Source organism: Sulfitobacter sp. 1A12056 (assembly GCF_043558125.1).
GTDB lineage: Bacteria > Pseudomonadota > Alphaproteobacteria > Rhodobacterales > Rhodobacteraceae > Sulfitobacter > Sulfitobacter faviae.
On the sequence record NZ_JBIFFY010000002.1, the window covers coordinates 112,977 to 126,156 of the forward strand.

The following is a 13,180-nucleotide window of genomic DNA, read 5'->3' on the forward strand; positions in this document are numbered from 1 at the left end:
GCTTCAGTCATTGCCATCTTTGAAATCCAGGCCCATCTCGGAATAGCGCTCGGCCTCTTCCAGCCAGTTGGCGCGGACTTTCACCTGCAAAAACAGATGCACCTTGCGGCCCAGAAACTCTTCGAGTTCCTCGCGCGCGGCCTTGCCCACGGCCTTGATCGTCTCGCCCTTGTTGCCCAGCACGATGCCCTTGTGGCCGTCGCGCACGACATAGACCAGCTGGTCGATCCGGGCCGAGCCGTCCTTGCGCTCTTCCCAGTTCTCGGTCTCGACGGTGAGCTGGTAGGGCAGTTCCTGATGCAGGCGCAGGGTCAGTTTTTCGCGCGTGATCTCGGCGGCGATGTTGCGCATCGGCAGGTCGGCGATCTGGTCCTCGGGGTAGAGCCACGGGCCCTCCGGCACCTCGCCCGCCAGCCATTCGCGCAGGGTGTCGGTGCCGTGGCCGCGCTCGGCGGAGATCATGAAGGTCTCGGCAAACTCAAACCGCTCGTTCATCTTCTCGGCCAGCCCCAGCAGCACCGGCGCCTCGACCCGGTCGATCTTGTTGATCGCCAGCGCCACGCGGCGGCCCTTGGCGATGTTGCCGAGCTCTTCGAGGATGCGTTCCACGCCCTCGGTCACGCCGCGGTGCGCCTCGATCAGCAGCACGATCACATCGGCATCCGCGGCCCCGCCCCAAGCGGCGGCGACCATGGCGCGGTCCAGACGGCGGCGCGGCTGGAACAGGCCGGGGGTATCGACAAAGACCAGCTGCGCATCGCCCTCCATCGCCACGCCACGGATGCGGGCGCGGGTGGTCTGGACCTTATGTGTCACGATCGAGACCTTGGCCCCGACCATGCGGTTCAGCAGGGTGGATTTGCCCGCGTTGGGCTCTCCGATCAGGGCGACGAATCCGGCACGGGTGGTCATGTGTTGCTCTCCAATTGCCGCAGCAGCGTGCTGGCGGCGGCCTGTTCGGCGGCGCGTTTCGACGGCGCGGTGGCGGCGGCCTCGGCCCCGTTGTCCAGCCGCGCGGTAATGGTAAAGACCGGCGCGTGATCCGGGCCGCTGCGCCCGGTCTGCACATAGCGCGGCGGGTTCAGCCCCCGCGCCTGCGCCCATTCCTGCAAAGCGGTCTTGGCGTCGCGGGCGTCTTCCTTGACGGTTTTGAGGCGGTCGCCCCAAAGCCGCAGCACGAGGTCTTTGGCGGCGTCAAAACCACCGTCCAGATAGACCGCGGCGATCACCGCCTCGATCGCATCGCCCAAAAGCGCCTGCTTGCGCCGCCCGCCCGAGATCATCTCGGACCGACCGAGCTTGAGCACCTTGCCCAGATCAATCTCACGCGCCACATCGGCGCAGGTTTCCTTGCGTACCAATGCGTTGAAACGGGGGGCCAACTGGCCTTCGCTAGCACCGGGATCAAGCCCCAGCAGCGCTTCGGCCATGACAAGGCCCAGCACCCGGTCGCCCAGAAACTCCAGCCGCTGGTTGTCGTCGCGGTTGGCCGAAGACATGGAGGCATGGGTCACCGCGCGCACCAGCAGCTCCGGCTTGGCAAAATGATGGCCAATCCGGGTCTCGAAGGCTTTGAGGTCTCCGCTCAGTTTCATCTGACAGCTTCGAAGAAGCGGTCGCCGCGCCATGTCCAGAAGAACAGCATCGAACGCCCGGCAGAACTGAACATGATCCGGTTGGCGCGGCCAATGAGGTTTTCGAAGGGCACGAACCCCACGCCCCCGGCGCGCTGCGCCAGACGGCTGTCGGCAGAGTTGTCGCGGTTGTCGCCCATGAAGAAGTAATGCCCCTCAGGCACGGTATAGACGCCCGTGTTGTCCGACTGCTGATTGGTGATGTTCAGGGTCGGGTAGGACACGCCATTGGGCAGGGTTTCGATCTGGCGGCTTTTCACGCAGGTCGCCCCTTGGCCCACGGGGCCGTTTTCGCAGCGCGGGCGCAGTTGTTGCGGGCCTTGTGGGGCCATGACCTCTTCAAACGTGCCCGCATCTTCGACCTCGACCGGGGTGCCGTTCAGGCTGATGACACCGTTTTTGATCTGCACCTTGTCCCCCGGCAGGCCAATCAGGCGCTTGATATAGTCGCGGCCCGAGACAGGATGACGGAAGACGACCACATCGCCGCGCTCAGGCTCGGAGCCGAAAAGACGCTCGTTATCGCCATCAAAGACACCGCAGACATCCTTGGCGTCAACCTCGATCCCGACACCGGGCAGCATCAGGCTGGGGCAAGAGGCGTAGGAATAGCCGTAGGCCATCTTATTCACGAAGAGGAAATCACCGATCAGCAGCGTCTCTTTCATGGAGCCGGAGGGGATCCAGAAGGGCTGGAAGAACAGGGTCCGAAAGACACCGGCGATCAGCAGCGCCCAAAAGATTGTCTTGATGGTTTCGACAAAGGCGTTGCCGGTTTTTTCCTTAGCGGCCATGCGGCGCTCCTGACATATAGGTTTGGGGTTACATGCGGGGCCGTGCGGGCCAAGTCAAGTAAAGCGAAGCCGGATCGGCCTGCCCCGCGTGCATATGACGCGAAACGGCGGGGCGCGCCAGCCTATGCGGCCTAATCGGCAAGAGGGCGCGCTTCGATCACCACGAAAGCCTGCGCCCACGGATGGTCGTCGGTCAGGGTGACATGAATGATCGCCTCATGCCCCGGCGGGGTCATCGCGGCGAGACGGTCCGCGGCCCAGCCCGTCACCTCCATCACCGGCTGACCGGTGCGCAGATTGCTCACCGCCATGTCGCGCCAAGCGATGCCCATGCGCAGCCCGGTGCCAAGCGCCTTTGAACATGCCTCTTTCGCGGCCCAGCGTTTGGCATAGGTGCCCGCCACGTCATGGCGGCGCTCGGCCTTGCGTTGTTCGACCTCGGTGAACACCCGATTGCGAAACCGGTCGCCAAAACGGTCAAGCGTGCCTTGGATACGCTCGATATTTGCCAGATCAGTGCCGATGCCGAGGATCATTGGGTGCCATTCTTGCCGCGTGACGGGGCCGATGGCCCTTTGTCCTCAATAGATCACGCGGCGGAAGCGAGGAAAAGCGGCAATCCGATGCGAAAACGCCGCCCCGCGGGAACGGGACGGCGTTGAATTTACCACAAGGCGCGGCGCTTAGGCTGCGACGTGGCGCGCCTTCTCGGCTTTCGCCTCGTCGATGGCGCGCTGAACGGCGGCGCGCTGTTCGGTCAGGAATTCATAGCCGGGGCGCCCAGCAGTGGCTTTGATCGCATCGTCGTAGTTTTCGACCAATGCGGATTCGCCGTTGATGATCTCGTCATAAACAGCTTCGTTGTCGCCGGTCACGGCGTCGCGCAGTTTCAGCCAACCGCGGTGAGCCGATGCGGCGGCAGAGCCTTCTTCGGATACATCCACGCCGTCGACGCCAAGCTGGCGGTGCAGTTCTGTGTGGAACTTCTCACGTTCCGCGATACGCTGGTCGAAGAAGCCGACAAATGCCGCTTCATCCGAGACCTGCTTGCGGGATTCACGATAGCCGTCGCGGCTGTCGATCAGGCGGGTGTGCAGTTTCTTCAGCGTGTCGATATGGTCGCTCATTGGTGCCTCCTTAGGTTCGTTAACCAGTCTGGCGGCCCAACGCGGCCAAGGCCGCTTTAGGTCCGGAGGAGACACACTTTGAGAGATTTTCCGCCACCGGCGGGCGGCAGGTTCAGCCCTCGCGGGCCTCATCCATCAGGCGGCGCATTTCGGCAATCGCGGGTTCCAACCCGAGGAAGATCGCCTCTCCAATCAGGAAGTGCCCGATGTTAAGTTCCCGCACCTCAGGGAAAGCGGCGATCGGGGTGACGGTGTCATAGGTCAGCCCGTGGCCCGCGTGCACCTCAAGCCCGAGAGAGTCGGCGAAACGCGACATCTCGCGCAGCTTGTTGAGTTCGACATCCGCCTCATCCCAACGGCCTTCGGCGAAGGCATCGCAATAGGCACCGGTGTGCAGTTCGATCACCTCTGCGCCGATGCGGTTGGCGGCTTCGATCTGCGCGCGCTCGGCTGCGATGAAGATCGACACCCGGCTGCCCGCCTCGCGCAGGGGCGCGATGAAATGGGCCAATTTGTTCTCTTCCCGGGCGACTTCCAGCCCGCCTTCGGTGGTCCGCTCTTCGCGCTTCTCGGGCACAATGCAGACCGCGCGGGGCTTGTGGCGCAGGGCGATCTTTTGCATCTCATCCGTCGCGGCCATCTCGAAGTTGAGCGGGACCGACAGCACCTCCATCAAACCTTCGATATCGGCGTCGGAGATATGCCGCCGGTCTTCGCGCAGATGCGCGGTGATGCCATCGGCCCCGGCCTTTTCCGCGATCTTGGCCGCGCGCAGCGGGTCGGGATAGGCGCCGCCACGTGCGTTACGCACCGTCGCCACATGGTCAATGTTCACGCCCAATCTCAGCTTTGGTTGATCCGCCATCTCGATTCCCCTTGCATCACTTGCCCCGACCATAGGTCGGAACTTTCGCCAACCCCATAGGGAGAAGCGGTTTTTCCGAAATTTGATGGCGCGACAGGATCAGTCCGCGTGGCGCTTGGCGTCGGCCTTTTGCGCCGCCTTATGTTTGAGCGCCTCGAACTTGGCTTTGATCATGCCGCGCCGCCGCTTTTGATAGGCGCGCAGCACCGGGACCGAGATGTAATAGGCGATAGAGGCGCAGATCATCCCCGGCAGGATGCCCCCGATCAGATAGGGGTAGAAGACCTGATGGAAAAACACCGTCAGCCCGGTCCAATCCATCTGGGTGTCGGTAAAGATCGCGACGAAATTCTCTTTCAGATCGCGCCCGGCGTCGAGAAACTTTCCCCCGAAAGAGCGGTGCGCCGTCGGTGCCACGGGCGCGCCGAGGATCCAATGCCCGGTTTGCAGGGCCGCGATGCCGATGGGCACATAGGTCAGCGGATTGCCAAAGAAGGTCGCCATCAGCGCAGCAAGGATATTGGCCCGCATCACCCGCCCGATCAGCGCGGCCACGATGAAATGCAGACCATAGAAGGGCGTAAAGGTGGTAAAGACCCCGGCCCAGATGCCGCGCGCGATCCGCTCGGGGCTGTCGGGCAGCCGCCGCATCCGGTGTTTGACATAGTGAAACGCACGCGTCCAACCACCGCGCGGCCACAGAAACTCGGCCAGCGCGCGCAGGGTCGGTTTCGGATCGCGGCGTTTGAAAATCAAGTCTCAGGTCCAGTATCGGCGTTTCGTCTGCGCGGGGTCAGGCGGTCTTTTCGACGGTCTTTCCCATGCTCATATTGCGGTGCCTGCTGACATCGGCGACCTCACTCTCGGCTTCGAGCGTGGACATCAGCGAATGCAGGTGACTCACGTCTCGGAGATCCACATAGACCACCAGCCGGTAAAAGTCAGGCTTGCGCTCCACAAACTCCAGATCCGAAATATTGGCCGAGGCTTCGCCGATCAAGGTGCAGACCCGCCCCAGAACGCCCGCGCCATTGCCGATGGTGATGTCCAGCGCGCAGGTATAGACCGCCGGATGGCTGCCGTCATGCCAACGCAAATCGAGCCAGCGTTCGGGCTGGTCCTCATATTCCGAGAGGCGGTCACAGTCGATGGCATGGACAGTCACGCCCTTGCCGCGGAAAGTGATGCCGACGATCCGCTCACCGGGCAGCGGGGTGCAGCAGGGGGCGCGGTCAAAGCTCTGCCCCGGCTCTAGCCCCACGACCGCGCGGCGCACGTCGATCTGTTCGCCCTTTTGCGGGGCAAGGTCGGGATAGACGCATTCCACCACTTCGCGGCCCGTGAGTTCCGAACTGCCAAGCCGGGCGAGCACCTCATCAGGGCCATTCAGCCGCATGTTCTTGGCCACGGTATGCAGCACCTTATCGGTGGCCTTTTTGCCCACCTGCGCAAAGGCCGAGCGGGCCAATTCGCGGCCCAGTTTGATAAAGCGCTCGCGGTCGACCTCACGCAGGGAGCGCCGGATCGCCGACTTGGCTTTGCCCGTGGTGGCAATGTCGAGCCATGTCACCTGCGGTGTCTGGCCCTGCGCCGTGGTAATTTCGATCGACTGGCCGTTCTTGATCCGCGTCCAAAGCGGCACGCGCATCCCGTCGACCTTGGCCCCTACACAGGCGTTGCCGATACGGGTGTGGATCGCATAGGCGAAATCAATCGGCGTAGCCCCGCGCGGCAGTTTCACCACATCGCCTTTGGGTGTGAAGCAGAAGACCTGATCGGCGTACATCTCAAGCTTCACCGCTTCGAGGAAATCCTCGTGATCGGTCTCGGCGTCGAACTGTTCAGTCAGCTGGCTGATCCACTTGGCGGGATCGACGGCAAAGGGGTTCCGGCTGCGCACCCCGTCACGGTAGGACCAATGGGCGGCGACGCCGGTCTCGGCCACGTCATGCATCTGGCGGGTGCGGATCTGCACCTCCACCCGCTTGCCGTCACGGCCCGAGACGGTTGTGTGGATCGACCGATAACCATTGGTCTTGGGCTGGCTGATGTAATCCTTGAACCGCCCCGGCACCGCGCGCCAGCGGCGATGGATCGCCCCGAGGGTACGGTAGCAGTCCTCCTCAGAAGCGGTGATGACCCGGAAGCCGTAGATGTCGGACAGGCGGGAGAAGCTTTGCTCCTTCTCCTCCATCTTGCGCCAGATCGAATAGGGTTTCTTGGCCCGGCCAAAGACCTCGGCTTCGATATCGGCCTTTTCCAACTCCACCCGCATATCGCCGGTGATGCGCTGGATCACATCGCCGGTGTCACGTTGCAGGGTGATAAAGCGGCGAATGATCGAGGCGCGCGCCTCGGGGTTGAGCACCCGAAAGGCGAGGTCTTCGAGCTCTTCGCGCATCCACTGCATGCCCATGCGGCCCGCCAGCGGCGCATAAATGTCCATCGTCTCCCGCGCCTTTTTGATCTGCTTGTCCGGGCGCATGGATTTAATCGTGCGCATGTTGTGCAGACGGTCGGCGAGCTTGACGAGGATGACGCGCAAGTCCTTGGACATCGCCATGAACAGCTTGCGGAAATTCTCGGCCTGCTTGGTCTCGGTCGAGTTTAGCTGAAGGTTGGTCAGCTTGGTGACGCCATCGACCAATTCCGCCACTTCTCCCCCAAAGAGGCTTTGCACCTCGGCATAAGACGCTTTGGTGTCTTCGATCGTGTCGTGCAGCAGGGCGGTGATGATTGTCGCATCGTCAAGCTGCTGTTCCGTGAGGATCGCAGCGACGGCGACGGGATGGGTGAAATAGGGCTCACCAGAATGGCGAAACTGCCCCTCATGCATCCGCGCCCCATAGTCGAAAGCGGCGCGGATCAGGGGTTCGTTGGTACGCGGATTGTAGCCTTGAACGAGAGCGATCAGGTCGTCGGCAGTGATGTCGGCGCTGTTCATGCCATCTGCCTCATAGCCCCGGCCGGGGCGCGGGGGTTAGCCCTGCCCCTGTGCGGCCATCAACTGGCGCAGCAACATTTCTTCGGACATGCTGTCTTCTTCGGGCTTGTCCTCTTCGGCACCCATCAAAAGCGCCATGGCGTCTTCTTCGGGCTCATCGACTTCGATCTGGCTCTGGTTGCTCTCGATCAGACGCTCGCGCAGATCATCGGCCGACTGTGTTTCTTCGGCGATTTCGCGCAAGGACACGACGGGGTTCTTGTCGTTGTCACGGTCAACGGTCAACTGCGATCCGGCAGAGATCTCGCGGGCACGATGTGCGGCCAGCATGACGAGTTCGAAACGGTTCGGAACCTTATCCACACAATCTTCGACGGTGACGCGGGCCATGAAGCCTCCAATATCTCATTTGCTGCCAGAAGTGCCGTATTTAAGCCGCCTCGGGCAGATTTACAAGCCGTTATTGCAGCCGCCGCACCTCGGCACGATCCCGCTCAGGCAGGGCTTCGAGCAGGGCGCGCACCGGCTTTCCAATCAGCGGATGCACCCAATCTGGGGCCACATCGGCCAGCGGCACCAAGACAAAAGCCCGATCCTGTAGCCGGGGATGCGGCAGAATCAATTGATCCGGCGTGCGGCCAATCTGTGCCTCCAATGGCAACTCGCGCCATATCTTGTGGGTCTGACGGTCTGGCAATACGATATCATCACAGGCCAAAAGATCCAGATCCAAGGTCCGCTGGCCCCAGCGTTGCACCCGCTCGCGGCCCATCTGCGCCTCGATCCGGTGCAAGACGCCAAGCGCGGTCTGCGGATCCCATGGCGCTTCGAGCCAGGCGGCGGCATTCACATAGTCCGGCCCCGCCCCTGCGGGAAAGGCCGGAGTGTGATAGAATGCACTTGTGGCGCGAATCACCGCGCCGGACGTCTGCAATAGCTTTAAAGCCGATTTTAGCGTTTCCTGAGGCTTACCCACAGAAGATGCAAGGTTACCGCCGAGCGCAACCAGAAGACTATACTTTCGTATAGGGCCTCTACTGCTTAATTCCATGCCCTCGGGGTCTTGCGACATCGTTAAAAAGCCTTAGTTATGCACCCTGATGTGGGGGCATCGCCAGAGGTCACGGATTTATTAATCCGCGGCGATTACAGTTCAAACCGGGAATACGGCGAAGCCTGCCGAAAGGATAGTTTAATGTTCTACAAAGATGAGCGGTTGGCGCTTTTTATAGATGGCTCCAACCTCTACGCCGCGGCAAAGACGCTGGGCTTCGACATCGACTACAAGCTGCTGCGGCAAGAGTTCATGCGCCGCGGCAAGCTGCTGCGCGCCTTCTACTATACCGCGCTTTTGGAAAACGATGAATATTCGCCGATCCGCCCGCTTGTCGACTGGTTGAACTACAACGGCTTCTCCATGGTCACCAAACCGGCCAAGGAATACACCGACAGCATGGGCCGCCGCAAAGTCAAAGGCGATATGGACATCGAACTGGCCGTCGATGCGATGGAGCTGGCCCCGCGTGTCGATCATATCGTGATCTTCTCTGGCGATGGTGATTTCCGCCCGCTGGTGGAAAGCCTGCAACGCCAAGGCGTGCGCGTCTCCGTCGTCTCCACGATCCGCAGCCAGCCGCCGATGATCTCGGATGATCTGCGCCGCCAAGCCGACAACTTTATCGAGCTTGACGACCTGCGTGACGTTATCGGCCGCCCGCCGCGCGATCTCGCACCGCAGGACTGAACGAAGTAGACCCATTTCGCGCAGAACCATGCCGCCCCGCGCGGCAGCGGTCCTATTGTGCGCAGCGTCCGGATGATGGGCAAACGAATACCAGGCCAGCGACTGTGGCGTCACTGGCCTGTGAAATTTCTAAAATACCCCAGGGAAGATACAATACAGCACATGAACCCATGCGTTCCCCTTGATCCCACACTACCTGCTCCCGTAGAAGTAGACGACCCCCCGAAAAAGGGGGGTAAAAGTGAGGGAAGATGCTGTTCGATGCCGCTGTACGTTTGGAAAAGCTGCAAGATGTTAGCGCGCTTTGGGATGGGATCGTAAAGACATTTCGAAAGACCGGCTTTACCCATGCCATCCACATCAGCGTGGGTGCGGATTTCAAAGACGCACAGTTTCTGTCGACCATCCCCGACCTTTACGATGACCTCCCGCCCGAGGATGATCCATTCCTGCACCACTCGTGCAACAGTTATGATGTGCTGACGATCGGCCAAGCCTTCGTACACCTCTACCCCGATGTCACCCCGTCCGAGCATTCGCTGATCGCCCGCGCGGGGCGCGAAGGTCTGCATGCTGCCTTTGCCGTGCCGATGCGGCTGAAGGGCTCCGAACGCTTTGGCGGCTTCATCGTCGGCAACGGGATGGAGGCCGAAGAGTTCGAGCGCGCCTTCAGTGACATCGCCGAGGATCTGCGCCTCTTCTGCCTGCTGATGCACCGCCGGATCGAAGACCTGACCGGCACCGCGCCGCTGCCCCTGCCCGAAAACCCTTCGGCCTTCGACAAACTCAGCCCGCGCGAAGCCGAAGTGGTGAACCTGCTGGCCCATGGCTACACCCGCCAGCAGACCGCGCACCGCTGCAATCTTTCTATCCACACCGTGTCGGACTATGCGAAATCTGGCTACCGCAAGCTCGGCATCCGCAACCGGGCGCAGGCCGCCGCGCTCGTGCACGCCACGGCGGGCGAGCCTGCGCCCAAGTCGGACTGACGGGCTGGACGAAGCGGGCCCAAGCCCTTACCTCTGCGCCAACCGTCCGGAGATTTCGCCATGACCAAACCGCCTCTTACCCTCTACCTCGCCGCGCCGCGCGGATTCTGTGCGGGCGTGGACCGGGCGATCAAGATCGTCGAAATGGCGATCGAGAAATGGGGCGCGCCGGTCTATGTGCGCCATGAGATCGTGCACAACAAATTTGTCGTCGACGGGCTGCGCGACAAGGGCGCGGTCTTTGTCGAGGAACTCAGCGAATGCCCCGATGACCGTCCGGTGATCTTCTCGGCCCATGGCGTGCCGAAATCCGTGCCCTCGGCGGCCCAGGCGCGCAACATGATCTATGTCGACGCGACCTGTCCGCTGGTCTCCAAAGTGCATATCGAAGCGCAGCGGCACGCCGACGCGGGCCTTCAGATCATCATGATCGGCCACGCGGGCCATCCTGAGACGATCGGCACCATGGGCCAACTGCCCGAGGGCGATGTGCTGCTCGTCGAAACGCCCGACGATGTGGCCGAGGTCACCGTGCGCGATGAAGAGCGTTTGGCCTATGTCACCCAGACCACGCTCAGCGTTGACGACACCGCCGATATCGTGGCCGCCCTACAGGCGCGGTTCCCCGCCATCATCGGCCCGCATAAAGAAGACATCTGCTACGCCACCACCAACCGTCAGGAAGCGGTCAAAGCCATGGCGCCGAAATGCGACGCGATGCTGGTGGTAGGCGCGCCCAATTCCTCGAACTCAAAACGGCTGGTCGAAGTCGGCGCCCGCGCAGGCTGCGCCTATGCGCAACTGGTGCAGCGCGCCGATGACATCGACTGGCGCGCGCTAGAGGGCATCGGCAGCATCGGCATCACGGCCGGCGCATCGGCCCCCGAAGTGCTCATCAATGAGGTGATCGACGCTTTCAAAGCGCGCTATGATGTGACCACCGATCTGGTCGAGACCGCGCAGGAGAACGTGGAATTCAAGGTGCCGCGCGTTCTGCGCCAACCCGCCTGATTGACCGCCGCGCGCCAGCCGCCTAAACCGCGCTGGAAACTGCCGGAGATACCCATGCCTGACCTCTACGCCTATACTGACGGTGCATGTTCGGGCAATCCCGGCCCCGGCGGCTGGGGCGTGCTGATGCGCGCCATGGACGGCGATAAGATCGTCAAGGAACGCGAGTTGAAAGGCGGCGAGGCGCAGACCACCAACAACCGCATGGAGTTGATGGCCGCGATCTCGGCCTTGGAATCGCTCAGCCGGCCGACCGAGATCACGCTGGTGACCGATAGCAACTACGTCAAAAACGGCATCACCGGCTGGATTTTTGGCTGGAAAAAGAACGGTTGGAAGAACGCGGCCAAGAAGCCGGTCAAGAATGCCGAGCTTTGGCAACGGCTGGACGCCGCGAATGCGCGGCACAATGTGACGTGGAAATGGGTCAAGGGCCACGCCGGCCACCCCGAGAACGAGCGCGCCGATGAACTGGCCCGCGCGGGCATGGCCCCCTTCAAACCGGGCGGCAAGAAGTGACCCTGCTGGCCCTGCTGGACTATGCCGCCGTGCTGGTCTTTGCCATCACCGGCGCGCTTGTTGCCAGCCGGGCGCAGCTTGATATCGTGGGCTTTGCCTTTATCGCCTGCCTGACCGCCGTGGGCGGCGGCACGATCCGTGACCTTCTGCTCGACCGCAACCCGATCTTCTGGATCGAGACCCCCAGCATGTTGGGCGTGGCCATCCTGGCCGCTTTGGTGGTGTTTTTCACCGCCCACCTGCTCGAAAGTCGCTTTCGTACCTTGATCTGGCTCGACAGTCTGGCCCTTGCCGTTGCCGTGGCGGCGGGGGTTGGTGTTGCCATGGCGCAAGAGCAGTCCGCGCCAATCATCATCGTCATGGGCATGATCACCGGCTGTATGGGCGGGCTGATGCGTGATGTGGTGGTGGGGCAGCTGCCGCTGGTGCTGACCCAAGGCGAGCTTTACGCCACCGCAGCGCTCTCAGGTGCCGCCGTTGCCGTGCTGCTGTCGCCCTATTTCGATGGCACGCTCTACCCGCTGCTGGCCTGCGCTGCGACGACTTGGGTGCTGCGCGCCGGGTCGCTTTATTTTGGCTGGCACCTGCCGGTCTACAAAAGCACCCCGCCCAAAAGCTGAACGCTCGGCCTCAGCTAAGACGCGCACCCACTGCGATCTGCGCACCGCGTTGAAACACATCCGCCTCCTGCACGCCCTTGCCCGCGCGCTGTAGCCGCGTCAGCCGCACCGCCCCCTCGCCACAGGCGATGCGCAGCCCGTCCGACAGCACCTCACCCGGCGCGCCGGTGCCCTCGTCCAGCACCGAGCCGAGGACTTTCACCCGCTGGCCGTCAATCTCGAACCACGCGCCGGGAAAGGGCGACAGCCCGCGGATCTGGCGATCCACCTCAACCGCGGGGCGGGTCCAGTCGATGCGCGCTTCGGCCTTGTCGATCTTGGCGGCATAGGTGACGCCCTCTTCGGGCTGGGGCTGCGGCGTCAGATCGGTCAGTTGCGACAGCGCCTTGTTGATCGCAACCGCGCCCATGGCGCTCAGCCGGTCATGCAACTGTGCCGTGGTCTCATCGCTGCCGATCTCGGTCTCTTCGCACAGCAGCACCGGCCCGGTATCCAACCCCGCTTCCATCTGCATGATGCACACGCCGGTCTTTTCGTCGCCCGCCATGATCGCACGGTGAATGGGCGCCGCGCCGCGCCAGCGCGGCAGCAGGCTGGCGTGGATGTTCAAACAGCCATGTTTCGGCGCGTCGAGAATGGGCTGCGGCAGGATCAGACCGTAGGCCACGACCACCGCCGCATCGGCCTCAAGCGCGGCGAACTCTTCCTGCGGCTCGGGATGTTTGAGCGATACCGGATGGCGCACCAGCAGTCCAAGCGCTTCGGCGCGTTGCTGCACCGGGCTGGGGCGGGGCTTCTTGCCGCGCCCGGCGGGGCGGGGCGGTTGGCAATAGACCGCACAGATCTCATGCCCACCCTGCACCAGCGCATCGAGGATCGGCACCGAGAAATCGGGCGTGCCCATGAAGATCAGTCGCATCTGTTCACTCCTGC

16 protein-coding genes are annotated in these 13,180 nt (G+C 62.6%); 5 read left to right on the forward strand and 11 right to left on the reverse strand.

Annotation, left to right across the window (positions count from 1 at the left end):
• Positions 1-3 precede the first annotated feature (3 nt).
• From era to folK, 10 genes are all read right to left on the reverse strand, one after another.
• A complete protein-coding gene (gene era / locus ACGYLD_RS04905) occupies positions 4-912 on the reverse strand; it encodes a GTPase Era (RefSeq protein ID WP_067264580.1) in 909 nt (302 codons plus the stop codon).
• Complete coding sequence (gene rnc, locus ACGYLD_RS04910; protein WP_271692486.1) at positions 909-1,595, reverse strand: ribonuclease III; 687 nt, start codon at positions 1,593-1,595, stop codon at positions 909-911. The genes era and rnc overlap by 4 nt, the downstream gene beginning before the upstream one ends.
• Complete coding sequence (lepB, locus tag ACGYLD_RS04915; RefSeq protein WP_394401466.1) at positions 1,592-2,428, reverse strand: signal peptidase I; 837 nt, start codon at positions 2,426-2,428, stop codon at positions 1,592-1,594. Before lepB ends, rnc begins: the two co-directional genes overlap by 4 nt.
• A gap of 131 nt (positions 2,429-2,559) precedes the next feature.
• The gene (acpS, locus tag ACGYLD_RS04920) at positions 2,560-2,964 is read right to left on the reverse strand and encodes a holo-ACP synthase (protein ID WP_271688404.1); all 405 of its coding nucleotides are present in this window, start codon (positions 2,962-2,964) and stop codon (positions 2,560-2,562) included.
• Positions 2,965-3,111: 147 nt separating this feature from the next.
• Positions 3,112-3,555, reverse strand: a complete 444-nt coding sequence (locus ACGYLD_RS04925; protein WP_067264591.1) for a PA2169 family four-helix-bundle protein — start codon at positions 3,553-3,555, stop codon at positions 3,112-3,114.
• A 112-nt stretch (positions 3,556-3,667) separates the two neighbouring features.
• Positions 3,668-4,420 (reverse strand): pyridoxine 5'-phosphate synthase, encoded by a 753-nt coding sequence (locus tag ACGYLD_RS04930; RefSeq protein ID WP_394401469.1) that lies wholly within the window; start codon positions 4,418-4,420, stop codon positions 3,668-3,670.
• A 99-nt stretch (positions 4,421-4,519) separates the two neighbouring features.
• Positions 4,520-5,176: a DUF2062 domain-containing protein gene (locus ACGYLD_RS04935; protein WP_067264597.1), complete on the reverse strand. Its 657-nt coding sequence runs from the start codon at positions 5,174-5,176 to the stop codon at positions 4,520-4,522.
• 37 nt (positions 5,177-5,213) lie between these two features.
• Entirely contained in the window at positions 5,214-7,364 is a 2,151-nt protein-coding gene (locus ACGYLD_RS04940; protein WP_168612652.1) for a bifunctional (p)ppGpp synthetase/guanosine-3',5'-bis(diphosphate) 3'-pyrophosphohydrolase, read from the reverse strand.
• Between the two features lie 36 nt (positions 7,365-7,400).
• Positions 7,401-7,754, reverse strand: a complete 354-nt coding sequence (rpoZ, locus tag ACGYLD_RS04945; protein ID WP_067264606.1) for a DNA-directed RNA polymerase subunit omega — start codon at positions 7,752-7,754, stop codon at positions 7,401-7,403.
• A gap of 70 nt (positions 7,755-7,824) precedes the next feature.
• Positions 7,825-8,436, reverse strand: coding sequence for a 2-amino-4-hydroxy-6-hydroxymethyldihydropteridine diphosphokinase (gene folK / locus ACGYLD_RS04950; protein WP_333909702.1), 612 nt, complete (start codon positions 8,434-8,436; stop codon positions 7,825-7,827).
• 123 nt (positions 8,437-8,559) lie between these two features.
• Here folK and ACGYLD_RS04955 point away from each other — a divergent pair, with 123 nt between their 5' ends.
• The 5 genes from ACGYLD_RS04955 to ACGYLD_RS04975 all read left to right on the forward strand — a co-directional run bounded on the left by ACGYLD_RS04955 (position 8,560) and on the right by ACGYLD_RS04975 (position 12,247).
• Positions 8,560-9,108 (forward strand): NYN domain-containing protein, encoded by a 549-nt coding sequence (locus ACGYLD_RS04955; protein WP_271692489.1) that lies wholly within the window; start codon positions 8,560-8,562, stop codon positions 9,106-9,108.
• 251 nt (positions 9,109-9,359) lie between these two features.
• Entirely contained in the window at positions 9,360-10,097 is a 738-nt protein-coding gene (locus ACGYLD_RS04960) for a LuxR family transcriptional regulator (protein WP_209216623.1), read from the forward strand.
• Positions 10,098-10,157: 60 nt separating this feature from the next.
• Positions 10,158-11,108: a 4-hydroxy-3-methylbut-2-enyl diphosphate reductase gene (ispH, locus tag ACGYLD_RS04965; RefSeq protein ID WP_271692490.1), complete on the forward strand. Its 951-nt coding sequence runs from the start codon at positions 10,158-10,160 to the stop codon at positions 11,106-11,108.
• A 54-nt stretch (positions 11,109-11,162) separates the two neighbouring features.
• Positions 11,163-11,627 (forward strand): ribonuclease HI, encoded by a 465-nt coding sequence (gene rnhA / locus ACGYLD_RS04970; RefSeq protein WP_271692491.1) that lies wholly within the window; start codon positions 11,163-11,165, stop codon positions 11,625-11,627.
• Positions 11,624-12,247, forward strand: coding sequence for a trimeric intracellular cation channel family protein (locus tag ACGYLD_RS04975; protein ID WP_271692492.1), 624 nt, complete (start codon positions 11,624-11,626; stop codon positions 12,245-12,247). Before rnhA ends, ACGYLD_RS04975 begins: the two co-directional genes overlap by 4 nt.
• Before the next feature lie 10 nt (positions 12,248-12,257).
• Here ACGYLD_RS04975 and fmt read toward each other — a convergent pair whose 3' ends face one another.
• Positions 12,258-13,166, reverse strand: a complete 909-nt coding sequence (gene fmt / locus ACGYLD_RS04980; protein ID WP_271692493.1) for a methionyl-tRNA formyltransferase — start codon at positions 13,164-13,166, stop codon at positions 12,258-12,260.
• Positions 13,167-13,180 lie beyond the last annotated feature (14 nt).